Source organism: Pantoea sp. XY16, from assembly GCF_025153065.1.
Lineage (GTDB): Bacteria > Pseudomonadota > Gammaproteobacteria > Enterobacterales > Enterobacteriaceae > Pantoea > Pantoea alfalfae.
The window spans coordinates 39,480-65,894 of sequence record NZ_JANZNP010000011.1 but is presented as its reverse complement, the minus strand read 5'-3'; the positions used below and the strand labels follow the sequence as shown (position 1 = coordinate 65,894).

Here is a 26,415-nt window from a genome sequence, read left to right as displayed (position 1 = left end):
AGCAGCAATACTTCTCTCTGTGAGCAAGGCCGCTGCATTTTATGTGATTAGTCACGGAAATGACTATGCCGTTCCATACTGCCTTACGCGTTTAGCGGCTGCTTACATCTCACAATGGATCATGAATGAGGGTAAACATAATGAAGGTTTTTAAATGGGTTGTGGCTTCAATGATGATGGGCGCGATTTCATTTTCTGCGATGGCAGCGAAAGAAGTCACCCAGGAAGAAGTTAAAACAATGAACCTGCAAAAGATCGGCAACGTTAACACCACGGCGGAAACTACCTCGCCAATGGATGCTAAGAAAGTGTTGTCGAAGCTCGCTGACGAAAAGGGCGGTAAATACTACCGCGTGATCGCAGGCCGCGAACACGGTAAATTCAGCGCCACCGCTGAAGTCTACAAGTAATTAACGTAGCCACATGAACTGCCAGGCATCCAGCTTAACCGGCTGGGTGCCATCAATTTTCTCTCCGCTCACCACATCCTGCAACGTATGCGCCATTGGCAGTCGCGTCTCCACTGATCGTCCACTGAGATTAAATACGCAAAGCAGTCCGTCGCCGCTTTCCGCCTGATGACGGCTGAGCACCAGCACGGCATTTTCGCTGTCATACAGCGTCATCGGATTATCGGGATGGAATGCAGGCTGGCGACGACGCAGCTGTATCAACTGGCCGAGCCGGGTATAAATCTGCTGCCGCAGCCAGTCACCGCCCGCCAGCGCCGCTTCAATCAGCTGCAAATCATACTTCTGACGGTTAATCGCCCGGTTGTGTCCGGCGGCCCGCACGCCATCATAATGGTTACGACCGCCCAGAATGCTCTGGATATAGATGGCAGGCACGCCAGGAAAGACCAGCAGAATCGCATGGGCCAGCAAAAAGCGTTTCAGTCGCGTGTCGTCATCGTCAGCCTCGCTATTTAACGCATCCAGATAGGTGACGTTGATTTCATAGGGACTGGTGGTGCCGTCGGGGTTATTTTTATAGGAGACGAGCGCGCCTTCCAGTGCCAGATCGCGCACCAGCGCCACAATCTCCACTTCAGACAAAATGCCGCGCGCCGGATTCAGCCCGATGCCATCGTGTGACGCCAGAAAGTTGAAGAAGGTGGTGTCGTTGCTGCTGAGATCCAGCGAACTGGCCCACTGCCGCAGTGCGCGCGCCGATCCGGTATGAATGGCATGCAGGACCAGCGGCGGCAGTGAAAACTGATAGACCATCTGCGCCTCATCGTGCCCGTTGCCCAGATAACTGATGTTGTCCTGATGCGGCACGTTGGTCTCGGTGATAATCACCGTGCCAGGCGCGACATGGTCGGCAATGGCGCGGAACAGCTTCACCAGCTGATGGGTTTTTTCCAGATGAATACAGCGCGTGCCGGGCGTTTTCCACATATAACCGACCGCATCGAGACGTACATAGTCAGCGCCACGAATCAGATAGTCGAGCAGTACGTTGACCATGCGCAGCAACACCTCAGGATTGGCAAAGTTAAGGTCGATCTGGTCGGCGCTGAAGGTGGTCCAGATAAAACGGGTGTCGCCATCGGCCATCTTAAACGGCGTCAGCAGCGGCGAGGTGCGCGGTCGCGTGACGGCGCTGAGATCGGTGGCGGGCGGCATGCTGATAAAGAAATCATCCCAGCCAGGATCCTGCGCCAGAAAGTGGCTGAACCAGGCGCTCTGCGACGACATGTGGTTGCAGACGAAGTCAAACATCAGCCGGGTTTCCTGATGCAGGCGCGCAATATCCTGCCAGTCGCCGCACTGCGGATCGACCTGATGGTAATCAATCACCGAAAAGCCGTCATCGGACGACCAGGGGAAAAAGGGCAGCAGGTGAACCAGCGGAAACGTGGATTGCAGGTGCTGCTGATAGAACCGGGAAAAGGTGCTGAGCGTGGGTTTACCGGCTTCCCGAAACTGATCGGCGTAGGTAATCAGTACCACATCCTGTTCATCCCAGTGTGCCTTGCGCGGCAGCTTAATCGCCTCGCGGGCGGTAGCGATGTCAGCCTGCAGGCGCGCAAAGGTCGCCTCCGGGAATGTGCCAGCATAAATCTTCTCAATCAGATCGGTGATCGTATCCATCGTGAATTGGGTGCCACAGCAGGTGTTGTTTTTATGACAGGCGTCTTTTTAGCGTAGCGCGATGATGGGGATTTTCAACCGGGGGAGAGGACGAGAAGAGGGGGCCAGATGTGGCCCCCTGAAAAGCTTAGCGTTTTTTACCGAATGCCGCGGCCAGCGCATCACCCATCGCGCTATTACCCGCAGAGGAACTGACCGGACGTGGACGGCCTTTACCGGCGGCCGGACGTTTCTCTTCGCGCGGGGCGGCGTTTCTCGCGCCGCCACGTGCATTGCCTTCGCCCGGCTGCTCATCAAGACGCATGGTCAGGGCAATACGTTTGCGCTGGAGATCGACTTCCATCACTTTCACTTTGACGATATCGCCCGCTTTCACCACCTGATGGGGGTCTTCCACAAAGCGGTCTGAAAGCGACGAGATATGGACCAGGCCATCCTGATGCACGCCAATATCCACAAACGCACCGAAGTTGGTGACGTTGGTGACGGCGCCTTCGAGGATCATGCCCGGCAACAGATCGTTCAGTGTTTCCACACCTTCTGCAAACTGCGCAGTTTTAAACTCAGGACGCGGATCGCGGCCCGGCTTCTCCAGCTCTTTCATGATGTCGGTAACGGTCGGCAGACCAAAACGTTCATCAATGAAATCGTGGGCGCTGAGGTTACGCAGGCTGCCCGCGTTGCCCATCAGATCGCTCAGCGCCTGCTCGGTGGCGGTCAGAATACGCTCCACGACCGGGTAGGCTTCCGGGTGGACGGTCGAGGCATCCAGCGGGTTATCGCCGTGGTTGATGCGCAGGAAGCCCGCACACTGCTCAAAGGCTTTTGGCCCAAGACGGCTCACTTTCAGCAGCTGCTGGCGATTCTGGAAGCGGCCGTTCTCATCACGCCAGCCGACAATGTTCTGCGCCATCATGCGCGTCAGGCCCGCGACGCGGGTCAGCAGCGGCACCGAGGCGGTGTTAAGGTCAACGCCGACGGCATTTACGCAATCCTCTACTACGGCGTCGAGTTTCTTCGCCAGCTGGCTCTGACTGACGTCATGCTGATACTGACCGACACCGATCGATTTCGGGTCTATTTTCACCAGCTCAGCCAGTGGATCCTGCAGACGGCGGGCAATCGACACCGCGCCGCGCAGCGAAACATCAAGATCCGGAAATTCCAGCGCCGCCAGTTCAGAGGCAGAGTAGACCGATGCGCCAGCTTCACTGACAATCACTTTCTGTGCCGTGACCTGTGGGAACTGCTGCTGCAGATCCAGGAAGAAGCGCTCGGTTTCACGGGACGCGGTGCCGTTGCCAATCGCCACCAGCTCGACCTGGTGCTTAATGCAGAGCGCGGCAACCGCGGCAGCCGCTTTGGCGGTCTGACCGGTGTGTGGATAAACGGTATCGGTCGCCACGACTTTACCGGTGGCATCGACCACAGCGACTTTAACGCCGGTACGCAGGCCGGGATCCAGTCCCATGGTGGCACGCATCCCGGCCGGGGCGGCCATCAGCAGATCGTGCAGGTTGCGGGCAAAGACGTTGATCGCTTCATCTTCTGCGCGTTCACGCACCGTACCCATCAGTTCGGTTTCCAGATGCAGCATCACCTTGATGCGCCACGTCCAGCTCACGACGGCTTTACGCCAGCTGTCGGCAGGGGCGTTATTCAGGCGCAGATTCAGGTGTTCAGCAATCAGGGTTTCGCCGTGGCTTTCACGCGGTGCTTCATCAAACTGCGGATCGGCATTCAGCGAGAGTTGCAGCACACCTTCGTTGCGGCCACGCAGCATCGCCAGCGCACGATGCGACGGCACGGTGCTCAGCGCTTCGTGATGATCAAAGTAGTCACGGAACTTCGCGCCCGCTTCCTCTTTGCCTTCCACTACACGAGAGACCAGGTGGGCATTTTTCCACAGGTAGTTACGCACTTTGGCAAGCAGCGCGGCATCCTCGGCGAAACGCTCCATCAGAATGTAGCGGGCACCATCCAGCGCGGCACGGACGTCGGCAACGCCTTTATCAGCATCGACATACTGCTCAGCCAGCTGCTCAGGGGTGTGCGACGGATCCTGCCAGAGCGTGTCCGCCAGCGGTTCCAGACCCGCTTCAATCGCGATCTGTCCACGCGTACGGCGTTTCTGCTTGTAGGGCAGGTAGAGGTCTTCAAGCTCGGTTTTGCTGAGGGTGGTATTGATGGCGCGGGCGAGGTCGTCAGTCAGTTTTCCCTGATCGTCAATCGACTTCAGAATTGACTGGCGTCGCTCTTCAAGTTCACGCAGATAGCTGAGGCGGGTTTCCAGCTGGCGGAGTTGGGTATCATCCAGACCGCCGGTGACCTCTTTACGATAGCGTGCGATAAACGGCACGGTATTCCCTTCATCTAACAGGCGAACGGCGGCGTCAACCTGCTCTGGTCGCGCCTGTAGCTCACTGGCAATTATCTGGCTCAGAACTTTCATCATCAGGACTGTCTTGCTTTCCGGGTTGAGAAATAGCCGACAGTTATACGGATTGATAATCAAAATTGCCAGAGACGCGGGCGGCTTTCAGCGATAATCTGAATCGTTATTGCGGGTAGTCAATCGCGTTGACATACCACAGTGCCGGACCCACTGGCGTCTCAACGGTGGCGGCATCGCCGACCTCTTTTTTCAGCAGCGCCCGCGCCATGGGTGAGTCGATAGAGATGTAATCTTTACGGCCAAAAATCTCATCGTAGCCCACAATGCGGAAGCGTTTGAGGTCGCCCTCATCGTTTTCAATTTCTACCCAGGCACCAAAGAAGACTTTGCCATCCTGCTGGGGTGAGTAGTCAACGATACGCAGCTGTTCAAGACTTTTGGTCAGATAGCGAACGCGGCGGTCAATTTCACGCAGCCGTTTTTTGTTGTACTGATAATCGGCATTTTCACTGCGATCGCCAAGGCTGGCAGCCCAGGTGACTTTTTTCGTCACTTCCGGTCGCTCTTCACGCCATAAATAGTCGAGTTCCGCTTTCAGCTTATCGAAGCCTTCACGGGTAATAAGTCGGGTTTTCATGCTATACCGGCCACAGAAATCTCAGGAGCGACAGTGTAAGGCAAAGAGGGCACGGCAAAAAAGAGTCGGGGAAAGGGTTTTTAAAGGCTAAAAACCCACGTTAATTTCCCCGGCGGCGAAAGGGTTGATGCTGTGATGCAAAATGAAACCAGTAATCTGAAGCCAGCAGGGTGCTTAAACTTATTTTCCGGCGTGAGTCGCCGTAGTGGTCGAGGTGCCGGTGCTGTGACCGTCACCGCCGCCGCCGCCCATAGTGGCCAGCGCAACGCCCAGCAGGGCTGCGACTGCACCCACGCCGATGGCGTCAGAGTTACCTTTTGCAGTGGTTGTCGCTGCTGCGCCGGCGGCTTCACCGGTTGCTGTGGCAGCATAACCTGGGCTGACGCTGCTTAATGCCAGCGCGCTCAGCAGTAAAATTGTTTTTTTCATTGTGTATTCCCCGTTGAGACATCGAATGTTGCCAGAGCAGTCTGGTTCAAAACGAGAGGGGCGAAAAGTTGGCTTTACTGATTGATTTAAAGGGCTTTAATTTAAACTGGCCTTGCTGAACGTGCTGCTGAAACTAATCCGAGAGGAGCATGAGGCGTCAGGCATATTTACTGGAATATTATGCTGCCACAACGCTGTTGAGGTAGATTATCTGGAGCTTATCTACAATGATGGCTGATCATTAAGTCAAATTATCTGCTAACTCACTGAATTGATTCATCGATTAAAAACTGGCTCGCTTCTGACGCCAGCGATACAGAGAAACAGGGCCATTTTTTCAGATTTGCCGTATCAGAAGCCAGGCAGGGGTAAACGGGTTGAAACGACCCCACAATCGCCTTAATTCAAATATAAGCTCCTGTTTAATATGCTTTGTAACAATTTTGGCTAGAATATAAACCAATAATGACTGTCACTATAAGGCATCTTTTTTTAACAATGTTGGCTCAGGCAATAGCGCCTTTGGGAGTTGAAAATGCAAGAGAACTACAAAATTCTGGTCGTCGATGATGATATGCGTCTGCGTGCACTGCTTGAACGCTATCTCACCGAGCAGGGCTTTCAGGTGCGCAGTGTCGCTAATGCCGAGCAGATGGATCGTCTGTTAACCCGTGAATCCTTTCATCTGATGGTGCTGGACCTGATGTTGCCGGGCGAAGATGGCCTCTCTATCTGCCGTCGTCTGCGCAGTCAGAGCAACCCGATGCCGATTATTATGGTGACTGCCAAGGGCGAAGAGGTGGACCGTATCGTGGGGCTGGAGATCGGCGCTGACGACTACATTCCCAAGCCTTTCAACCCGCGTGAGCTGCTGGCGCGTATCCGCGCGGTGCTGCGCCGTCAGGCTAATGAACTGCCAGGCGCACCGTCGCAGGAAGAGGCGATTATTGCCTTCGGTAAATTCAAACTTAACCTCGGCACCCGCGAGATGTTTCGTGAAGATGAGCCGATGCCGCTGACCAGCGGTGAGTTTGCGGTGCTGAAAGCGCTGGTAAGCCACCCGCGTGAGCCGCTGTCCCGTGACAAGCTGATGAACCTGGCGCGTGGCCGTGAATACAGCGCCATGGAGCGTTCGATCGACGTCCAGATCTCCCGCCTGCGTCGCATGGTGGAAGAGGATCCTGCGCATCCGCGCTATATCCAGACCGTCTGGGGTCTGGGCTACGTCTTTGTGCCGGACGGCAGTAAAGCATGAAGCGACTGCGCTTCTCGCCACGTAGTTCGTTTGCCCGCACCCTGCTGCTGATCGTTACCCTGCTGTTCGTCAGCCTGGTAACGACCTATCTGGTGGTGCTGAACTTCGCTATTCTTCCCAGCCTGCAACAGTTCAATAAGGTGCTCGCTTACGAAGTTCGTATGCTGATGACCGACCGGTTGCAGCTGGAAGATGGCACGCAGCTGGAAGTGCCCCCGGCGTTTCGCCGGGAAATCTACCGCGAGCTGGGGATCTCGCTCTACACCAATGCAGCAGCAGAGGAGAGCGGATTGCGTTGGGCGCAGCACTATGAATTCCTGAGCGAGCAGATGGGCCAGCAGCTTGGCGGTCCCACCGATGTCCGGGTGGAGGTGAACAAAAACTCGCCGGTGGTCTGGCTGAAAACCTGGCTGTCGCCCGATATCTGGGTGCGGGTGCCGCTGACGGAGATTCATCAGGGCGACTTCTCACCACTGTTCCGCTACACCCTGGCGATCATGTTGCTGGCGATAGGCGGTGCCTGGCTGTTTATCCGTATTCAGAACCGACCCCTGGTGGATCTGGAGCACGCCGCGCTACAGGTCGGACGCGGGATTATTCCGCCGCCGCTGCGCGAATACGGTGCATCAGAAGTGCGATCGGTAACGCGCGCCTTTAATCAGATGGCGGCTGGCGTGAAGCAGCTGGCGGATGACCGCACGCTGCTAATGGCGGGTGTCAGCCACGATCTACGTACGCCGCTGACCCGCATTCGTCTCGCCACCGAGATGATGAGCGAGCAGGATGGCTATCTGGCCGAATCGATTAATAAAGATATCGAAGAGTGCAACGCCATCATTGAACAGTTCATTGACTACCTGCGCACTGGTCAGGAGATGCAGACCGAGCGTGCCGACCTGAACAGCGTGCTGGGCGAGGTCGTGGCGGCTGAAAGCGGCTATGAGCGTGAAATCGAAAATGCGGTGATGCCGGAAGAGTTAATGCTGGATATTAACCCGCTGTCGATTAAACGCGCACTGGCTAACCTGGTCGTCAACGCCGCACGCTACGGCAATGGCTGGATCAAGGTCAGTAGCGGACGGGAACTGCATCGGGCCTGGTTCCAGGTGGAAGATGACGGACCTGGCATCAAGCCGGATCAGCTGGCGCATCTGTTCCAGCCGTTTGTGCGCGGTGACAGCGCCCGCAGCACCAGCGGGACTGGTCTGGGCCTGGCGATCGTGCAGCGTATTATTGATGCCCATCAGGGCTCGCTGGAGATTGGTGAGAGCGAACGCGGCGGTTTACGCATTCGTGCCTGGTTGCCGTTAGTGGAAAGCATGGCGCTGAGCCACAACAACGGCAGCAACAGCGTGTCGGGATGATAAAAACGGCGCGGCAGTTTCATTGCCGCGCCGGTTCTTTTAGCGTTGCGGGCCAGCTTTCACCAGCGCAGCACCTGCGGCGTTATCCGTGTACTTGTCGAAGTTATCAATAAAGCGCTGTGCCAGACCTTCGGCGGCAGCGGTCCACTTCTCTTCGCTCTCCCAGCTACGACGCGGATCGAGCGTGTCACTGTCCAGCTCGCCCAGCGCAACCGGCATCTGCAGATTAAAGATTGGCAGCGTTTCTGTCGGTGCATCATCCAGCTCACCCGCCAGGATCGCATTGATAATGGCGCGGGTATTCTTCAGTGAGATGCGTTTGCCACTGCCGTTCCAGCCGGTATTGACCAGATAAGCCTGCGCACCGGACGCCTCCATCCGCTTCACCAGCACTTCAGCGTACTGCGTCGGATGCAGCGTCAGGAATGCCGCGCCGAAACAGGCGGAGAAGGTTGGGGTCGGCGCCGTCACGCCACGCTCGGTACCCGCCAGTTTGGCGGTGAAGCCTGACAGGAAATGATACTGCGTCTGCTCCGGCGTCAGACGTGAAACCGGTGGCAGCACGCCAAACGCATCGGCGGTCAGGAAAATCACCTTCTTCGCGTGGCCCGCTTTTGAGACCGGCTGCACGATATTGTCGATGTGATTAATCGGATAGGAGACGCGGGTGTTCTCTGTTTTGCTGCCGTCGGCGTAATCAACGCTGCCATCTTCGCGCACTACCACGTTTTCCAGCAATGCATTGCGGCGAATGGCGCGGTAGATCTCCGGCTCAGCCTGCTCAGAAAGGTTGATGGTTTTGGCGTAGCAACCGCCCTCGAAGTTAAACACGCCATCATCGTCCCAGCCGTGCTCATCATCGCCGATCAACTGGCGGTCAGGATCGGTGGAGAGTGTGGTTTTGCCGGTGCCGGAGAGACCAAAGAAGACCGCCACATCACCTGCTTTACCGACGTTAGCTGAACAGTGCATTGAAGCAATGCCTTTCAGCGGCAGCAGGTAGTTCATGATGGCGAACAGACCTTTCTTCATCTCGCCACCGTACCAGGTGCCGCCAATCAGCTGCATGCGTTCCGTCAGATTGAAGGCAACAAAGTTCTCCGAGTGCAGACCCTGCGCCTGCCAGTCAGGATTGGTGCATTTCGCTCCGTTCATCACCACAAAGTCAGGCGTGAAGTCGGCCAGCTCAGCGTCTGTAGGCTGGATGAACATGTTTTTCACGAAGTGAGCCTGCCAGGCAACTTCAGTGACGAAACGTACGCTCAGACGTGAATCGGCATTGGCACCACAGAACGCATCCACTACAAACAGACGCTTGCCGGAAAGCTGGCGGGTAACACAGCTTTTCAGTGCGTTCCAGGTCTCCTGTGACAGAGGCTGATTGTCGTTTTTGCCGGTGCCCTGGTCGTTCCACCACAGGGTATCGCGCGTGGTGTCGTCACGCACAATGTACTTATCCTTTGGCGATCGCCCGGTGAAAATCCCGGTGTCTACTGCAATCGCGCCGCTCTGCGTCAGGGTGCCACGAGCAAAACCTTCGAGGTCCGGGCGCGTCTCTTCCTGAAATAGCGTGTCGTAATCAGGGTTGTAAACCACTTCCGTGGTATCCACGATGCCCAAAGCGGCAAGGTCTTGCGAGGTCAGGCCGTTAACGCGCATTTTACTGCTCCTTAAATCGGTGTCTGTTCTGCAAAGCAGAGATAGGTTGGGATCGTGCCACCGGCTGTGGTATCGGGTGCGGTGAATCACTGACGGTTTACTGCGCGTCGTTACGACAGCCTGCAAAGCTAACCGGGCTATTCAGGGCATCTGCCCCAGGCGTCCGGGCGTTTGCACGATCGCGCGCAGTTTACTCTTCTGCGAAGAGGGAAAAAGGGCAGTGATCTAAAAATGCGACTCAGGGCGCGTTAAGGCTATGTTTCGAACGTTTAAAAGATGTTATGAAAGTAAAAAAAGATAATTTGTCAGAAAAATTATGGGGATAGCGCGGGGGAAAAGAGAAGGGGCGGCAGACGCCGCCCGATTAATCAGTGCAGTCGGTCGTTATTCTCATGGGAGTGGCTACGGATGCCGGCAATGTCTACGGCGTCAAACACGTAGTTTGAGCCGCAATAGTCGCAGTGCATGTCGATTTTGCCATCTTCCGCGATGATCTCATCCACTTCTTCCTGCGGCAGCGTGGTCAGCACTTCGCCACAGCGTTCACGCGAGCAGGTGCACTTGTAGATCACCGGCTGCGGATCGTAGAGGGTAACCTCTTCCTGATGGTAGAGACGCCACAGCGCTTCATTAGCAGGCAGATCGATCAGCTCTTCCGTTTTGATGGTTTCGGTCAGTGTCGCCAGGTGTTCGAAGACCTCTTTCTCTGTATCCTGCGCTGGCAGTACCTGCAACAGAATACCGGCAGCGCCTTTGTCGCTGGTGCGGATAAACAGGCGCGTGGGCAACTGCTCGGAGCGCATAAAGTAATCTTCCAGGCACGCCGCCAGAGTGTCACCTTCCAGCCCGACCACGCCCTGATAACGTTCACCCTTTTCAGGGGAGATGGTGATCACCAGATAACCATTGCCGACCATGCTTTTCAGGGTGCTGTCATCCGGGATGTCGCCTTTGATACGTGCAACGCCGCGCAGCTCCTGATTATTGTTACCGTTGATCACTGCCAGCGACAGCGGACCGTCACCCTGCAACTGCACGGTGATTTCGCCATCGAACTTCAGCGTGGCGGTCAGCAGGCTGGTGGCGACCAGCATCTCACCCAGCAGCGTTTTAACCGGTGCCGGATAGTCGTGGTTCTTCACGGTTTCACGCCAGGTGTCAGAGACGTTCACCAGCTCGCCGCGCACGGCGGCATTTTCAAACAGATAACGGTGCAGTTGATCCTGGACTGACATATTTTTTCTCTCACTGGGACGGGGCGATGGTGCGTCAGCGAAGACGGCGTTATTCATCGCCCGATAATTTAAACTTCATCAAATCGCGACGCTCTTTTTTGTCTGGTCGCCGATCGGGATGCGGCATAGTCAGCGCATTCATCTTGCGCGCCTGCGCCATTTTTTCGCGTTTTTCAATGCTGGCATCGGTTTCACGATAGAGCTGCTGGGCCTCGCTGGCGGGACGGCGCTGCGCGGTGATGCCAGCCACTACTACGGTGCGTTCATCATTGCCCTGACGCAGTGTCAGTTCCGCATTCAGCTCTACCACTTTGCCGGGTTTGCTACGCTGGCCGTTGTAATGCACCTTGCCGCCTTCAATCATTTCCCGCGCCATCGCCCGGGTTTTGTAGAAGCGCGCGGCCCACAGCCACTTGTCGAGGCGGACCTCTTCGCTGCTTTTCTCTTTCATTGCTGCTCCTGACTCAGATCAGCGTCCGGTAATCGTCCGTGGCGCGGTGACGCTGAAAGATTTGCTCAGGACGACCCGAATCGGGGTTCTTCACGCCTAAGCACTCACCGATGCCCCATAGCTTCGCAGCATCCAGAATCACTTCGCTATCGTCGATAAACAGCGTGCGCGGCGCAGAAAAGCCGGTGTGCTGTTGTACCGCGTGCCATAAACGCGGGTCTTCTTTCGGATACCCAAAGGTATGGGTGGAAAGTAATAAATCAAGGTGCGGCGCTAAACCTGTCTGCGCCAGTTTGACGTCCAGATTGTAAGGATGCGCATTGGTCAGCAGAATCGTGGACTTTCCGGCGCGACGCAGGGCCTGCAAAAAAGGCAGCGTATCGTCACGCAGTGCGATCCGGCTGCGCATCGCCCAGGTCATGGCACGGATGTCCAGCGACAGCGCCTCTGCCCAGTAATCCAGACAATACCAGTTTAGCGTATGGGCAGCGGCCTGATACTTTTCCGTGATGATCGCGTCGGCTTCTGCCCGGCTGATGTCGCGTTGCTGGCTGAGCTGTTCAGGGACATGCTCCAGCCAGAAATAGCGATCGAATGCCAGATCCAGCAGCGTGCCATCCATGTCGAGCAGCACGGTATCAATCTCAGACCAGTTGAGCATCGTAGTGTCAGACCCTGTAAAAAACCGGGCGACAGGGTAGCACAGAAGGGCAGGGCTCAGAATATCGAGCGCACGCTCTGCAAAGTGCCGAGGTTATGGTTGAAACACTTGTCGTAGTATTGCTGGATATCGATCATGCGCTGGCGATTACGGTGCATGCGGCGCAGCGCCAGCAGTCCGTTGATTACGCCGCAGGCCAGCAGCACCAGCAGCAGCAACACGGTGCCGAGATAGCGCCACTGCGCCATAGCATCCGGTTCATTGTGCAGCATGATGTGACGTGTGCCGTTGGCATCGGTCGAAATGCCAGTAATGATGCCGCTGGCGCTGAACGGCGTGTGCAGCAGCATGGCGGAAATACGTTGCAGCTCGCGCCACTGGGAGGGGGGATCGAGATCAAACAGCGATACGGAAGGCTGCGGCTGATTGACCAACTGGCGACCCTCGTCGCTGACGATCAGGAATCCCCCAGGTGGCGGGCTATTAAGGTTTTCTGCCGCCCGGCGTGTTTCGCGGAAAAAGAAGGTCGAGGTAGCGGTATTGACCAGATTTTCCAGGGCTTCCGCACTGACCGGCCGCAGCAGGACATTCATGCCGTTTAGCTGGCCGGAATCTGCCCGGCGCATCAGCGCTTCCCAGTCTTTGGCATTGCCCAGGTTCACCAGCGCATTTTTCAGGCGCATACAGTCCTGCGGCTGATTGCAGAGATCCTGCGTTTTCATCACCAGATCGGAAAAATCATCCAGCAGGATCATGCCTGACTTCTGAATCGCGGAGGCCAGTTGTGGATTGAGTTTGGGATCGGTATTGGTTTCCGGATGAAGCTGCTTTGTGGTGGTATCCAGCAGCGCCGCGGCTTTGTCGATGATGTCCGATTGTGGCTGCGGCAATGGCGTGGCGTTATTCCAGTAGACCGCCGAGCAGTCAAACGGCATATAGGCGTAACTGCGGTTGCTCTGGTAGTTGTCTGGCACGGAACACATGCCGGTGCCACTCACTTTGAGGTTGTCGCCAATATTCAGCGGCACGCTGCTGAGTTTATCGACGCTGCTGACCTCCAGACTGTCGGTGCCTCTGGCCCAGGCCAGACTGAGCTTAATCGGCATACCAAGCGGGATCCAGGTGACCAGCATGGTCAGCACCATCAGCGAACCACAGGCCAGCACCACGTTTTTTCGCCAGCGCTGGATAGGGAAATTTTTGACTTCATCCTGCAGCGACAGGAAACGTCCCTGACGCACGACCTGACGATTGAGGTAGATTTCCACATCGGTCACCTGACCGAGATCGTGTGCCACATAAGGCTGCCAGTGCGGAGGATAGGCGAGGTCAATAATCCCCAGTGTGATGTTGCTCTGCTCCTGGTTCGACTCACTGAACAGGCCCCAGCGCTTTGGCGCGCCGCGCAGGCAGTGGATATCACGTAGTCCGCGCTCACCCGGAATGCGATAGAGCAGCCACAGACTAGCCGCGATCGTGACTGCGCCGGTCAGGACCAGCCAGATCATCAGTGTGGTGGGCACTAACAGGCTGAAGAAGAAGAGTAAGAAGGCAAGGGAGATCATCACCGCTTCACGCGTGCCGTCTGGCCGCGAGAGGCGATATTCTTCCGCTGTCTCTTTACGCACCTGCAGCAGTTCGACGTTTTCCGTTTCTGCTTTGCGGATAGAGGCGTTAGTCGACACAGGGCGCATCAGTGTCGGCAGCGATTGCTGGTCGACGGCGTAATCCACCAGCGAGTGGCCATTCAGTGAGATCACCAGCGGAATGGACTGGGTGCGGATTAACTCAACGTAGTTTTCGTCAGTGATGTACTGTTCCCACAGCGGCGGCAGATGAACTTCAACTTCATCCAGGTAGTAGCGCCATTTATGGGGATCGTCAGTAGAGAGGCCATAGCGTGTAATGGCGCGGGTAACCGGATAGACATTGTTGCTCTGCGCCGTCAGTGTCAGACGTTCAGACGCGCTGCGCTTATCCGTAGTCAGTGTGGTACGGGGCTGCTTTTCCAGCGCGGCGACATATTTATCGACCGCCTCACGCTCCTGGGCAGAAAGTTTACGGCAGGGCGGACTGATGAATGGCAGCGGTTTCGCCAACGGCGGGCGATGCCGCATAGCGTACCAGAACCCAATACCTGCCAGGATTGAACAGGTCAGCACTATGGCCAGGATCATAAAGATTGTGCTCATGCTCTGCTCAATTCAGCCAAAATGCTGCCTTCACTTTAAACTTTCGCCTCCGGTTATGCTCACTATAAAAGAGGCATTCCGGAAGATTATATAACCCTGAGGAGTCAGGCACCCGATGAAATAGTGCCAGCGTATATCTGACTGGCATTTTTTAAACCCTGCCTTGTCCGAATGGTAACTGGCACAGACTGGATTAAATATCGGTATTATCTGAAACTTATCGCAGCATATTGACTAATGCAAATTTAGTCTTAACTGATAACCAAAGGCTGTTATTCAATCGCTGTAATCTATGCAACGATAACGACACTGTCTGACTGTCGCACAATTGCCTGTGGTTAGGTATGCTAATTCGCTCCAGATAGCCGGCGCAGAATAATTTGAGGCTGATATGAAAATTCCAAAAAAACCTGACATCCTCAATATCACCGCCGTGGCGCGTTCACGGTTATTCACTATTGAGTCGGTCGATCTGGCTTTCAGCAATGGGGCGCATCGCGTTTATGAGCGGATGAAGCCCTCTGAGCGTGAAGCGGTGATGATTGTGCCGATTATTGATGACCATCTGATCCTGATTCAGGAGTATGCCGTCGGACTGGAAACCTATGAGCTGGGTTTTCCGAAAGGGCTGATCGATGCAGGTGAAACCGTGAATGAAGCGGCAGTTCGCGAGCTGAAAGAAGAGGTCGGTTTTGGTGCCGATCAACTGACAACGCTGGGCAAACTCACCATGGCACCCTCCTACTTTTCCAGCAAAATGAACATTGTGGTGGCGGAAGGTCTCTACGCTGAAAAGCTGGAAGGCGATGAGCCGGAGCCGCTGATTGTCCACCGCTGGCCGCTGAGCGATATGATGTCGCTGCTGGATGAACCCGATTTCCGCGAGGCACGTAATGTCAGTGCGCTGTTTATGGCGCGCGAATGGCTGGTGAAGCAGGGGCGGCTGAGTTACTGAGCGAGCGCATAAGTAAGGAAACGCGCCTGTCAGCAGGCGCGTTTCGATTTTATTCTGCTCTTGCATTTTCCTGTATGGCTGATGCAGGCTTCAACAGGGGGGCGGTTAACAGATAAACCACGCATGCCACGAGAATCGAATTAAGTACCGGTACGCCGCGCTCAACCAACAGTCCGGTGGCTCCGCCCGCTGCACTGGCTATGAGCGCGGGCCAGCCGATAAGCTGAGACGTTGCCGGTAAGGAATTGCTGTTGCGGCTCAGCGCCAGCGTCTGGCGGTCAGTTTTCAGCACATAGTAGTCAATGATCATCACGCCCAGTACCGGCGGGAAGATGACCCCCAGAAGTTCCAGAAAATCGACAAAACGATCAAGAATCCCAAGAATTGAACAGAGTGTGCCGAGCATACCGAGCAGCAGCGTAATCACAGGATAACGCGGCTTATAGCCGGTTAAGCCTTCAATCGCATTGGCGATGCCCAGCGTTGACGAATAGAGATTCAGGTCGTTAATGCGCAGGGTAGAAAAGACCACAACCAGCAAACCCAGTGAGCTGGTAGTTTGCGTAATGATCGCGATGATGTCTGAGGTCTTCAGTTCTCTGGCAATCAGAATGGCCAGCCCATTAATCCCATATTCTCCCGCCAGAATGGTCAGCAGCGTAATGGCGAAGACATCTTTACCGTTACGTGAGAAACGCGTCAGGTCGGGCGTCATCAGACTGGCCAGGATTGCACCGCCAATTACCATGGTAATGGCGGCGCTCACGGTAATGGCCTGGCTGGCGATAACCGGCGGTGTGTGCTGGCCAGGCTGGCCGTGGAACGCGTGCCAGAAAATCCAGCCGATCAGTGCGATGAAGAGTGGAACCGCAATGCGTGCGGTAAAGCGCAGCGCCTTAAAGCCAAAGGTAACCAGTAACGTCAACACGGCCCCTGAAAGTGCTGCCGACTCTGAGAAGCTGAGTGTGCCGTTCAGGGCATAGCTCAGCGATCGGGCGAAAACGGCATTCTGAATGCCGAACCAGCCCAGCAGACTGACCGCGACCAGCAGACCAATGAACACTGAGCCGTGGCGACCAAAACCACACCAGCGAGCCAGCAGACTGCCCGGCAATCCCTCGCGCATTCCTGCATAGCCGAGCGCGAAGGTCAGCACGCCAAATAGCAGGCTGGCCAGCGTGATGGCGGTAAACGCCTCGCCTGGCGTCATACTGTTGCCCAGAACCGCGCCAAGCATAAACTGATCCAGCGCAGTCAGCATGCCCATATGCACAATAGCGACGCTCAGCAGTGAGAGCCTTTTATTTGCAGGAACAGGGCTCAGAGGATAATCATCAAATTTACTCACAACAGGGTTTCCTTACCGGTTTATATATAAATAATGCCTGTGCGGAGAAACCGCTCTGGCAGATAATTCTCCAGTGACTCCGCACGACAGTAGTTCTCAAATTGTTGTAGCGAATGCACACCCGCTTTTTGATAAAGCATGGTGATGCGGTTACCGATAGTTTTTGCGCTGAGGTTATAGATGCGGGCGATCTCTTTCGCGCTGAAGCGTCGTAGCAGCAGGAAAATGACATCCAGCTCGGCGGGGGTAAACAGGGCGTGTTCCAGGCGCGTCGTCAGTACAGAGGATTTTCTGGGATCGATAAAGCTCATTGCCGTAAGGTTATCCACCGGACGTGCATTCCAGATACAGCCCAGCCACTGATTTTGATCGTCGAAAACAGGGTATTTTTCGCTGATAAAAGGGGTGAGGTAGTTGTTGCCATACCAGTAGTGGGTTTCAATCACGGCCACGCGACTGTTATTCAATTTTACCTGTTGATCGTGCTCGCAGAATTCATCGGCGCAATCACTCCAGGGGGTGGGAAACTCACTGTCTCTTTTTCCCTCAAATAAATAACCTTTCGGCGTAGCGGTATACTTTTTTGCAGCTTCATTCATATAAAGATGCTGCGATGCGGCATTCTTAAACCCCCAGGGTGTCGGTAATAAATCCATGGTGGTGGCGAATGCAGAAATGAATTCATCAATACTACGGTATGGGCTGTCCATAGCGCCTCGCTGAAAGCATTCAGATTATAATCTTTTTGCCAGATAATAACGGGCATAGCGCTGCGCATAGCCATCCTGTTCGCCATAGACGCGATAGCCCAGTTTTTCGTAAAAAACCCGTGCCTGGAAACTTAACGTGTCAACAACGGCCATATGGCAGCCGCGATTGCGCGCTTCCTCTTCCGCGGCCTGCATCAGCTGACGTCCGGAGCCATGCAGGCGCCAGGCATCCTCTATCCATAAATAATGAATATCCAGCGTGCCACACCAGGTATGGGCTAACAGGCCACCCTGGATATTTTTCTGTTCGTCATACAGGATAACATTCAGCGTTTTCATATTGATGTCAGCAAAGCGTCCATTATGCTGCCAGAGTCGCTGAATAATATATTCTTCAGTTTCGGGGTCTTGCGTATGGCCCACTTTAATTTCCATATATAAAAGTATCCATAGGTGATTAAATCAAAATAGAGGTTTTCGAACTTTCCATTCTTATCATGATGGTAAGCGATGCGCAAGAGTTAATATCCCTCCTGTTATTGGGCGCAATAAATATTAAGCTGGTTATCGTTGTTCAGCGGACATGCCAATAATTATATTTGCTGGCACCAGGGAAGACTAAGCTAATCATAGCGATATAATAACGATATTCTTTTTTAGGTTCACTTTCTGAATCACTTCATACACATTGCTTTATATTATCTGACTGATTTAATGCCGATCGCTCAGGGTGATCGGCATTTTCCTCAGCAACAGATGATGATCTCTCTCCGGCTTTACCTTTCTTTTTTTCCCATCCCAGTTGACTGAGTCGCTCAGGCACGAAAAGCATCGCGTGTTTCATCATGATAAGCGGGCCAATAAAAAAGGCTGATCACGTCAGGTGACCAGCCTCAGATATTTCACATTGCAGATATCACATCAGAACAGCTCGTGACTCTCACCGTTATCCATAATGGTAGTCCCCACATCATGCACCGAATATTCGGTTGGCTGGGTGCCATTGATGAAGTACTCCTGACGGGTGTTGCCACCGCCATTGGCCAGCTTGCCGGTGCTGCGATCGATCGTCACAGTGACCACACCATCCGGCGGCGTTAACGGCTGTACCGGTATACCATCCAGCGCACTCTTCATGTACTCATCCCATGCCGGTTGTGCGCTCTTAGCGCCGCCTTCATAGCCCGAAATCTGATCGGGAATGGCACCGGAGAGCGTGCTGCGGCCCAGATTGCGGCGCGCATCATCAAAACCAATCCAGACTGAAGTCACCACGCCAGGGCCGTAACCCGAGAACCAGGCATCTTTCGAGCTGTTGGTGGTACCGGTTTTACCGCCGATATCATTACGCTTGAGGTCACGCCCGGCACGCCAGCCAGTTCCCATCCAGCCCGGTTCGCCAAAGATATTACTGTTCAGCGCGCTCTTAATCAGGAAGGTGAGTGGGGTATTGATCACGTGCGGCGCATATTGCTGCTCACCTTGCTGTGCCTGCGCCGGAACCTGCTCCAGTTCAGGCTGAGGAACGGCCTGATTCTGGTTGTTATTTGAGGCGGCAACGTTCTCGACGCTCTCTTCATTTAACGCCAGCGCTTTTTTGGTCTCACCGTAGATGACCGGCAGATTGCACTGTGGACAGGCGATCTTCGGTTTCTCTTCAAATACGGTGCCGCCCTGTTCGTTCTCAATTTTAGTAATGAAGTAAGGATCGACCAGGAAGCCGCCATTCGCCATCACGGAGTAGCCGCGCACCACCTGTAACGGTGTGAATGAGGCCGCACCTAATGCCAGCGACTCGGTGTGCACAATGTTCTGAGCCGGGAAACCAAAGCGCTGCAGATACTCTGCGGCGTAGTCCACACCCATCGCACGCATCGCACGTACCATGACGACGTTTTTCGACTGACCGAGTCCCTGACGCAGACGAATCGGACCATCATATGTCGGCGGGGAGTTCTTTGGACGCCAGTCAGCCCCGGCACCCGCATCCCAGCGGGAAATCGGCACATCGTTAAGGATGGAGGCGAGCGTCAGCCCGCGATCCATTGCGGCGGTATAGAGGAAAGGCTTGATGTTAGAACCGACCTGGCGCAGCGCCTGGGTCGCACGGTTAAACATGCTCTGGTTAAAGGCGAAACCGCCGACCAGCGCGCGCACCGCACCATCATTTGGATCCAGCGAGACCAGCGCCGAGTTCACATCCGGCACCTGGCCCAGCCACCAGTCATCACCCACTTTTCGCACCCAGATCTGCTGGCCAGCCTGCAGGACCTGCGTCACGCTTTTCGGCGTCGGGCCCTGTACGGTGTCAGACTTATAAGGACGTGCCCAGCGCACACCAGCCAGTGCCAGCGACACATTGCTGCCATCTTTCAGCATTACGGTCGCTTCATCGCTGCGTGCTTCTGTGACCACGGCCGGATGCAACGGTCCATAGACCGGCAGCGTCTTCAGCGCCTTCTCAATCTTTGTCTGATCCCAGGCAGGTTCACCCACTTTCCACAGCACGCTGGTCGGGCCGCGATAGCCATGACGCATATCGTAAGCCATAACGTTATTGCGCACCGAGGTCTGAGCGGCTTCCTGCAGACGGCGGGTGACAGTGGTGTAAACCTTGTAACCGTCAGTATAGGCATTGTCGCCGTAGCGTTTCACCATCTCCTGACGCACCATCTCGCTGAGATAGGGGGCAGAGAAGGCGATTTCCGGACCGTGATACTTCGCCACCAGCGGCGTATTCCGTGCCTCGTCATACTGCTGCTGCGTGATGTAATGCTGATCCAGCATACGCGCCAGTACCACGTTACGGCGCGACAGGGCGCGGCTCGGCGAGTACAGCGGGTTAAAGGTGGATGGCGCTTTTGGCAGACCGGCAATCATCGCCATCTCACTCAGCGACAACTGGTCAACCGGCTTACCAAAATAGACCTGTGCGGCGGCACCGACGCCATAAGCACGGTAGCCGAGGTAGATCTTATTCAGGTAAAGCTCAAGAATTTCATCTTTGTTCAGCAGTTGCTCAATGCGGATCGCCAGGAACGCTTCCTTTATTTTACGCATCAGGGTGCGTTCCGGGCTCAGGAAGAAGTTACGGGCCAGCTGCTGAGTGATAGTACTGGCACCTTGTGAGGCGTGACCGGAAACCAGCGCAATGCTGGCCGCACGGAAAATACCCACCGGGTCAACACCATGGTGCTCATAGAAACGGCTGTCTTCGGTCGCAATAAACGCTTTCACCATCACAGGTGGCACTTGCTGCAGAGTCAAAGGGATACGGCGCATTTCGCCATACTGGGCGATTAAATCGCCATCGGCGCTGTAAACCTGCATCGGGGTTTGCAGACGCACATCTTTCAGCGTGTTTACGTCGGGCAGCTGTGGCTCTATGTATTTGTATAAACCATAAATCGAGCCAGCTCCCAACAGGATGCAACACACTGCAAGGATCAATAAATACTTTACGAACTTCACCTGGAATTTCCCATCTCTTGTCGTTTGAGCAGTTTATAAACAACCGCGCGGTAGTATAAAGGCAAGCCAGACGCTTTGATATGTCCATCTTTCCCGGACGATAAGGAGATCGCGCACATGGCTTTTCATACCTGGCAAATTGGGCTGGATATTCAGAATAGGCAGATTTGTGCCCTGGCCCTCCAGCCTCATCGTGATGGCTGGCAGCTACGCCACTGGTGGCAGCAGCGGCTGCCGCAAGATACGTTAAGAAACGGCGTGCTGCAATCTTCGCCTGAATTACTGGCAGCCTTAACGGCCTGGCGTCAGCGGTTGCCGCGTCGTTACTCGCTGCGGGTCGCGCTGCCCACCCGGCTGGTCCTGCAGCGCCAGCTCCCGCTGCCTGTTCAGTCGCTCAATGAGCCTGCGCTGGGGCACTACGTGCAGGCGGCTGCGCGCCGTCTCTTTCCACTGGAGCCTGCTGCGCTGGCGCTGGATTACCGCATGGATGCACAGAGCGGCCAGCTCTGCGTCACGGCGGCCCGGCTGGAGATTATAGACCAGTGGGCAGCGCCACTGCTGCAGGCGGGATTAAAGCCGCAGGTGTTTGAACTGACTACCGAAGCGCTCAGGCGGTTAGCCCGCCAGGCTGCGTTGCAGGATGGCGCGGTGCTGGTCCTGCAGCAGGATAACCGCTGGCTCTGGAGCGATGTGCATACCGCGGCTGAGAACGGCGAAGCCACTTCGCTTGCGGCACTGCAGCAACAGGCCTTCCCCGACGCCCCTTCTGTCGCCTGGTGCTCAGCCGATAATTCTGCGCTGCCCGCTGACGCCCGCGCGTTTTCCCCCTTTGATCTGTTCCGTTATAAACAGCCGCCGTTACCGGAAATTCCGGGTGCCTTTGCGCTGGCGACCGGGCTGGCGCTGCGCGACGGAGATAAATGATGGTCGCCGTGAATCTGCTGCCGTGGCGGCAGTGCCGTCAGCAACAGCAGCGGCGACAGAGCCTTGTCGTGCTGTCACTGATGCTGAGTGCTGTTCTGGTGGGAATCATCCAGCAAAGCTGGCGCATCTATCAGGTGCGTGAGCAGGTGGCCCAGACGAGCAGGATGCAGCAGCAGGCACTGCAAAATCTGGACGTGCAGCTGGCGCAGCAGAAGACGTTACTGGCGCAGCTCGCGGTAGTGCAAAAACAGCAGGCGAAGCAGCGCCAGCAGGCTGTACAACTTGCTGCATGGCATCAGTTCTGGATCGATTTACCCGCGTTATTGCCTGACACCGCCTGGCTGACCCGGCTGGAGAAGCGCGACAATCGTCTCACGCTGGAGGGGCTGGCGCAGGATATGGCGGCGGTTCGGCAGTTCCGTGAGCAGTTAACCACCGTTGTTCTGTTTGGTCAGGTGAGGCAGGGCAGCGTTAAGCGTCAGGCTGATGGTCATTATCGCTTTTCACTGCGGGCAGAGGTGCAGGAAGTGGCTGATGAATGAGTGGTGGGATCGCTGGTGGCAGATGGCTGCACTTCCACGCTACGGCATGCTCGCCGCCCTCTCATCCGGCCTGCTACTGATCTCATGGGTATTATGGTTGCGGCCACAGCAGCAGGCGCTGATCGCTGAACAGCAGACACTGTTGCAGTTGAACCGTACCCTTCAGCAACGCCAGCAGCAGTGGCATCAGAATCCCGATAATGCACAGTTGCAGGCGCAGCTGCAGTCGATGCCGCTCACGAGATCTGCACCGGGCGCATCGGGCCGGGCAGTGGAAGCGATCCTGGCGGCACGACGTCATCAGCTCGAAGAGTGGCAGCCGGATTCTCCTTCACGCACGCTGACCCTGCATCTGCAGTGGCCGGCGTTTCAGTCACTTTTTGCTGAGCTTGCCGATACTTCCCTGGTGTTTCCGGTGCATTTCCAGCTGCTGGCGCAGCCGCAGCATCTGGTGGCCCAACTCTGGCTGGAGCCTGACGATGCGCCATAACCTGCTGATTTTACTGCTGTGCTGTGGCGGTGTGCTGGCGCGTGATCCGTTCCGTCCTGTTGCCGGATCAGTTTGTGAGGCGCCTGCAGAGCCGCTTACCGGCTGGCGTCTGCAGGGGATCATTGGCCGTAAGACGCATTTTCATGCCTGGCTACTGAACCCGCAGGGAGAGAGCGTCGCAGTCCGTACAGGCAAGCCATTTCCCCTGCCGCCCTGGCAACTCGCTGATATGACCCGCCGCAGCATCTCCTTAACGGTATCGAATAGCTGCACTGCTCAACAGACTTCGTTTTATTTAAAAGGACGTTCGCATGAAAAGGATAGCCACTCTGCTGCTGCTCATAAACTGCCTGCTGCCGGTTTACGCCGCTGATGAGGAGCCTCTCAGCCTGACGTTTGATAACGCGCCGGTAGCGCGCATTTTGCAGGCGCTGGCTGACTATCAGCAGATCAACCTGATGATTGCGCCAGAAGTTGAAGGGGCGTTATCGCTGCGGCTCGATAACCTGCCGTGGCATCAGGCGCTGGAGCTGGTGGCGCGCATGGCAAAGCTGACGCTGATAGAACAGGGTAATGTCCTGCTGGTCTATCCGGAAAGCTGGCAACAGGAACAGCAGCAGACACGGCAGGCTGAGCAGCAGGCCCGATTGCTGCAGGAGCCTTTGCAGCAGCGCGCCGTGATATTGCGTTACGCCAGCGCCAGCGAGGTGCATGCCAGTCTGCTGAGTGAGCGGCAGTCGCTGATGAGTGAGCGCGGCAGCGTAACGGTCGACAAACGCACCAACGCCCTGTTACTGCGCGATACGGCGGCAGCGTTGAAAGAGACGGAGCGCTGGATACGGGCGCTGGACCTGCCACTGGAGCAGATCGAGCTATCGGCGCATATCGTCACCATCAGCGAAGAGCATCTGCAGGAGCTGGGTGTGAAGTGGGGATTGCAGGCGGGTGACGCCGCCGTGACTGACATCCTGCATCATCCCCGGCTGGATATTCCGCTGGCGGTCAGTTCGCCCGGCGTCAGCGTGGGTATGGCACTGGCGCGCATCGGCGGTCAGCTTCTGGATCTGGAATTAAGTGCGCTGGAGCAGGAGAACCAGATTGAAATCATCGCCAGTCCACGCCTCTTTACCTCACATCAACAGACCGCGTCGATTAAGCAGGGCACTGAGATTCCTTATGAAGTGTCGGCGGGAAACAGCGGAGCCACCAGTATTGAGTTCAAAGAAGCGGTGCTGGGCATGGAGGTGACACCGACGATTTCCGGGCATGGCCGCATCCAGCTGAAGATCCATATCAGTCAGAACATGCCGGGTCGCAGCATCAGAACCGGCGACAGCGACATATTATCCATTGATAAACAGGAAATTGAGACGCAGGTCACGGTCAGTGACGGGCAAACACTGGCGTTAGGGGGTATCTTTCAGCAGCAGCGCAGTCACGGAGAGAATAAGGTGCCGCTGCTGGGAAATGTGCCGCTGATTGGCGGGTTGTTTCGTCAGCAATCAGAGCAGCGCAAAAAAAGAGAGCTGGTGATCTTCATAACGCCGCGATTGGTCAGGGAAGCAGCGCTTACGGCTGGATAAAACGGAAAATGCGTCCCTTAAGGCCATCTGCGTTGACGCAGGAGAGGAATTAGCTTACAAGGTTTAGCGATTTTCAATACGGTGTAACCGTCTATGCAGGGTAAATCCCGGCAAACAGATCAGAAAACTCCTCTGTAAGCAGCGTTGTAAAGACGCAGCGCTGGCGCGTTACAGTTTCGCGAACACAGGCCAATTCAGAAATGGATGTGCTGAAGGCAATATAATCGGTTGCCAAACAGCCTTGAGTGTTGAGATAATTTTTCATCTGACTCTTGCTAACGCTCATGAGGTCTCAGTTCCTGTCCCGCCAGCAAATGCTGAACGCGGGGTATCATTAACGAATTCTTAGTAATACCGACAAAATGGCAGAGAAACGCAATATCTTTCTGGTTGGGCCGATGGGTGCCGGCAAAAGCACTATTGGCCGTCAGTTGGCTCAGCAACTCAACATGGAGTTCTTCGATTCCGATCAGGAAATTGAGCGACGCACCGGAGCGGATGTGGGCTGGGTTTTTGATGTCGAAGGCGAAGCTGGCTTTCGCGATCGCGAAGAAAAAATCATTAACGAACTGACCGAGAAGCAAGGCATCGTCCTGGCGACAGGCGGTGGTTCCGTCAAATCCCGGGAAACGCGTAATCGTCTCTCCGCCCGCGGTGTTGTGGTTTATCTTGAAACCACCATCGAGAAGCAACTGGCGCGCACCCAACGTGACAAAAAACGTCCGTTGCTGCAGGTGGATTCACCGCCGCGCGAAGTGCTTGAAGCGCTGGCTGGCGAACGCAACCCGCTCTACGAAGAGATCGCCGATGTCACCATTCGCACAGATGATCAGAGTGCGAAGGTGGTGGCGAATCAGATTATCCACATGTTGGAAAAAAGTTGATCCAACGTTCGAAGGCTTTTTAACAGGTATCGGGCATCATGGAGAAGATCACCGTCTCACTGGGGGAACGCAGTTACCCCATCACTATCGCCGCCGGACTGTTTAACGATCCGGCTTCTTTTTGGCCGCTGACCGCGGGCGAAAACGCCATGGTGGTGACAAACCAGACGCTGGCTCCGCTCTATCTTGACCAGCTGACAGCACGGCTGACGGCGGCAGGTGTAAAAGTGGATCAGGTGATCTTACCCGATGGCGAGCAATATAAGACGCTGACCGTGATGGATCAGGTCTTTACTGCGCTCCTGCAAAAGCCTCACGGTCGTGATACAACGCTTGTCGCCTTAGGCGGCGGCGTCATTGGCGATCTTACCGGTTTTGCTGCGGCCAGTTATCAGCGTGGCGTACGCTTTATTCAGGTACCGACCACCTTACTGTCGCAGGTTGATTCTTCGGTTGGCGGCAAAACGGCCGTTAACCATCCGCTGGGCAAAAACATGATCGGCGCGTTTTATCAACCCGCCTCGGTGGTGATTGATACGGCCTGTCTGAAGACGCTGCCCGCGCGCGAACTGGCGTCTGGTCTGGCGGAAGTCATAAAGTACGGCATCATCCTCGACGGTGCGTTCTTCGAGTGGCTGGAGCAGAATCTTGATGCGCTGTTGGCACTGGATGAACAGGCGCTGTCGTACTGCATTCGTCGCTGCTGTGAACTGAAAGCAGAGGTTGTAGCGGCCGATGAGCGTGAAAACGGTCAGCGGGCATTGCTTAATCTGGGCCATACTTTTGGTCATGCGATTGAAGCGCACATGGGCTACGGCAACTGGCTGCACGGTGAAGCGATTGCGGCGGGCATGGTGATGGCGGCACGTACGGCTGAACGTCTGGGACAGTTCCAGCCGCAGGAGACCGACCGCATTATTGCCCTGTTCCAGCGTGCCGGTTTGCCGGTGCATGGGCCGCAGGCGATGAGTGCAGAGATGTATCTGCCACACATGATGCGCGATAAAAAAGTTCTGGCGGGCGAACTGCGGCTGATACTCCCGCTGTCGATTGGCCGCTCTGAAGTGCGTGGTGGCGTGGCACATGATATGGTGCTGGCTGCAATTAACGATTGTCAGCAACCCTGAGATTAAG

General features: G+C 55.5%; 25 protein-coding genes. 11 read left to right on the top strand and 14 right to left on the bottom strand.

Annotation, left to right across the window (positions count from 1 at the left end):
- Nucleotides 1-140: 140 nt before the first annotated feature.
- The gene (locus N1689_RS15840; RefSeq protein WP_010671554.1) at nt 141-410 is read left to right on the top strand and encodes a YdgH/BhsA/McbA-like domain containing protein; all 270 of its coding nucleotides are present in this window, start codon (nt 141-143) and stop codon (nt 408-410) included.
- Here N1689_RS15840 and N1689_RS15835 read toward each other — a convergent pair whose 3' ends face one another.
- The 4 genes from N1689_RS15835 to yjbE form a co-directional block, all read right to left on the bottom strand.
- Nucleotides 411-2,096, bottom strand: coding sequence for an alpha-amylase family glycosyl hydrolase (locus tag N1689_RS15835; RefSeq protein ID WP_260059408.1), 1,686 nt, complete (start codon nt 2,094-2,096; stop codon nt 411-413).
- A 127-nt stretch (nt 2,097-2,223) separates the two neighbouring features.
- Nucleotides 2,224-4,551 (bottom strand): Tex family protein, encoded by a 2,328-nt coding sequence (locus N1689_RS15830; RefSeq protein ID WP_222924903.1) that lies wholly within the window; start codon nt 4,549-4,551, stop codon nt 2,224-2,226.
- 103 nt (nt 4,552-4,654) lie between these two features.
- Nucleotides 4,655-5,128 (bottom strand): transcription elongation factor GreB, encoded by a 474-nt coding sequence (gene greB / locus N1689_RS15825; protein ID WP_003853016.1) that lies wholly within the window; start codon nt 5,126-5,128, stop codon nt 4,655-4,657.
- Nucleotides 5,129-5,308: 180 nt separating this feature from the next.
- On the bottom strand, nt 5,309-5,557 hold the full coding sequence (gene yjbE, locus N1689_RS15820; RefSeq protein WP_150011104.1) for an exopolysaccharide production protein YjbE: 249 nt from the start codon (nt 5,555-5,557) through the stop codon (nt 5,309-5,311).
- A 535-nt stretch (nt 5,558-6,092) separates the two neighbouring features.
- Between yjbE and ompR the strand changes: the two genes are divergently transcribed.
- Entirely contained in the window at nt 6,093-6,812 is a 720-nt protein-coding gene (gene ompR / locus N1689_RS15815; protein WP_003853014.1) for a two-component system response regulator OmpR, read from the top strand.
- Nucleotides 6,809-8,176 carry a two-component system sensor histidine kinase EnvZ gene (envZ, locus tag N1689_RS15810; protein WP_003853013.1) on the top strand — a complete coding sequence of 456 codons (1,368 nt, stop codon included), beginning with the start codon at nt 6,809-6,811 and terminating at the stop codon, nt 8,174-8,176. Before ompR ends, envZ begins: the two co-directional genes overlap by 4 nt.
- Before the next feature lie 39 nt (nt 8,177-8,215).
- Here envZ and pckA read toward each other — a convergent pair whose 3' ends face one another.
- The 5 genes from pckA to N1689_RS15785 all read right to left on the bottom strand — a co-directional run bounded on the left by pckA (nt 8,216) and on the right by N1689_RS15785 (nt 14,374).
- A complete protein-coding gene (gene pckA, locus N1689_RS15805) occupies nt 8,216-9,835 on the bottom strand; it encodes a phosphoenolpyruvate carboxykinase (ATP) (protein WP_013359292.1) in 1,620 nt (539 codons plus the stop codon).
- A gap of 368 nt (nt 9,836-10,203) precedes the next feature.
- Nucleotides 10,204-11,070: an Hsp33 family molecular chaperone HslO gene (gene hslO, locus N1689_RS15800; protein ID WP_150011098.1), complete on the bottom strand. Its 867-nt coding sequence runs from the start codon at nt 11,068-11,070 to the stop codon at nt 10,204-10,206.
- A gap of 49 nt (nt 11,071-11,119) precedes the next feature.
- The gene (gene hslR / locus N1689_RS15795; RefSeq protein ID WP_033734209.1) at nt 11,120-11,521 is read right to left on the bottom strand and encodes a ribosome-associated heat shock protein Hsp15; all 402 of its coding nucleotides are present in this window, start codon (nt 11,519-11,521) and stop codon (nt 11,120-11,122) included.
- Nucleotides 11,522-11,534: 13 nt separating this feature from the next.
- Nucleotides 11,535-12,182, bottom strand: a complete 648-nt coding sequence (yrfG, locus tag N1689_RS15790) for a GMP/IMP nucleotidase (RefSeq protein WP_253420260.1) — start codon at nt 12,180-12,182, stop codon at nt 11,535-11,537.
- A 56-nt stretch (nt 12,183-12,238) separates the two neighbouring features.
- A complete protein-coding gene (locus N1689_RS15785; RefSeq protein ID WP_161733690.1) occupies nt 12,239-14,374 on the bottom strand; it encodes an intracellular growth attenuator family protein in 2,136 nt (711 codons plus the stop codon).
- A 391-nt stretch (nt 14,375-14,765) separates the two neighbouring features.
- Between N1689_RS15785 and nudE the strand changes: the two genes are divergently transcribed.
- Entirely contained in the window at nt 14,766-15,329 is a 564-nt protein-coding gene (gene nudE / locus N1689_RS15780; protein ID WP_161733689.1) for an ADP compounds hydrolase NudE, read from the top strand.
- 49 nt (nt 15,330-15,378) lie between these two features.
- Here the strand turns inward: nudE and N1689_RS15775 are convergent, their stop codons facing one another.
- The 4 genes from N1689_RS15775 to mrcA form a co-directional block, all read right to left on the bottom strand.
- Nucleotides 15,379-16,677 (bottom strand): cytosine permease, encoded by a 1,299-nt coding sequence (locus tag N1689_RS15775; protein WP_161733687.1) that lies wholly within the window; start codon nt 16,675-16,677, stop codon nt 15,379-15,381.
- 20 nt (nt 16,678-16,697) lie between these two features.
- Nucleotides 16,698-17,144 carry a helix-turn-helix transcriptional regulator gene (locus tag N1689_RS15770; RefSeq protein WP_237566700.1) on the bottom strand — a complete coding sequence of 149 codons (447 nt, stop codon included), beginning with the start codon at nt 17,142-17,144 and terminating at the stop codon, nt 16,698-16,700.
- A gap of 267 nt (nt 17,145-17,411) precedes the next feature.
- Complete coding sequence (locus tag N1689_RS15765) at nt 17,412-17,822, bottom strand: N-acetyltransferase (protein WP_260059407.1); 411 nt, start codon at nt 17,820-17,822, stop codon at nt 17,412-17,414.
- 486 nt (nt 17,823-18,308) lie between these two features.
- A complete protein-coding gene (mrcA, locus tag N1689_RS15760) occupies nt 18,309-20,858 on the bottom strand; it encodes a peptidoglycan glycosyltransferase/peptidoglycan DD-transpeptidase MrcA (protein ID WP_253420254.1) in 2,550 nt (849 codons plus the stop codon).
- Nucleotides 20,859-20,975: 117 nt separating this feature from the next.
- Between mrcA and pilM the strand changes: the two genes are divergently transcribed.
- From pilM to hofQ, 5 genes are read left to right on the top strand one after another with little or no spacing between them, the layout of a single operon-like run.
- Entirely contained in the window at nt 20,976-21,782 is an 807-nt protein-coding gene (gene pilM / locus N1689_RS15755; protein ID WP_222924906.1) for a type IV pilus biogenesis protein PilM, read from the top strand.
- On the top strand, nt 21,779-22,324 hold the full coding sequence (locus N1689_RS15750; protein WP_260059406.1) for a PilN domain-containing protein: 546 nt from the start codon (nt 21,779-21,781) through the stop codon (nt 22,322-22,324). The genes pilM and N1689_RS15750 overlap by 4 nt, the downstream gene beginning before the upstream one ends.
- Nucleotides 22,317-22,814: a hypothetical protein gene (locus tag N1689_RS15745; RefSeq protein WP_253420248.1), complete on the top strand. Its 498-nt coding sequence runs from the start codon at nt 22,317-22,319 to the stop codon at nt 22,812-22,814. The genes N1689_RS15750 and N1689_RS15745 overlap by 8 nt, the downstream gene beginning before the upstream one ends.
- A complete protein-coding gene (locus N1689_RS15740) occupies nt 22,804-23,187 on the top strand; it encodes a HofP DNA utilization family protein (RefSeq protein WP_161733675.1) in 384 nt (127 codons plus the stop codon). The genes N1689_RS15745 and N1689_RS15740 overlap by 11 nt, the downstream gene beginning before the upstream one ends.
- Entirely contained in the window at nt 23,126-24,397 is a 1,272-nt protein-coding gene (gene hofQ / locus N1689_RS15735) for a DNA uptake porin HofQ (protein WP_253420245.1), read from the top strand. Before N1689_RS15740 ends, hofQ begins: the two co-directional genes overlap by 62 nt.
- A 91-nt stretch (nt 24,398-24,488) precedes the next feature.
- Here the strand turns inward: hofQ and N1689_RS15730 are convergent, their stop codons facing one another.
- Nucleotides 24,489-24,662: a hypothetical protein gene (locus N1689_RS15730; RefSeq protein ID WP_223811662.1), complete on the bottom strand. Its 174-nt coding sequence runs from the start codon at nt 24,660-24,662 to the stop codon at nt 24,489-24,491.
- Nucleotides 24,663-24,759: 97 nt separating this feature from the next.
- On the opposite strand from N1689_RS15730, the gene aroK reads away from it, so the two are divergent.
- Together aroK and aroB are read left to right on the top strand one after the other, a co-directional pair.
- Nucleotides 24,760-25,281 (top strand): shikimate kinase AroK, encoded by a 522-nt coding sequence (gene aroK, locus N1689_RS15725; RefSeq protein ID WP_003852989.1) that lies wholly within the window; start codon nt 24,760-24,762, stop codon nt 25,279-25,281.
- A 38-nt stretch (nt 25,282-25,319) separates the two neighbouring features.
- Nucleotides 25,320-26,408, top strand: a complete 1,089-nt coding sequence (gene aroB, locus N1689_RS15720; protein WP_253420243.1) for a 3-dehydroquinate synthase — start codon at nt 25,320-25,322, stop codon at nt 26,406-26,408.
- The last annotated feature ends 7 nt before the right edge of the window (nt 26,409-26,415 follow it).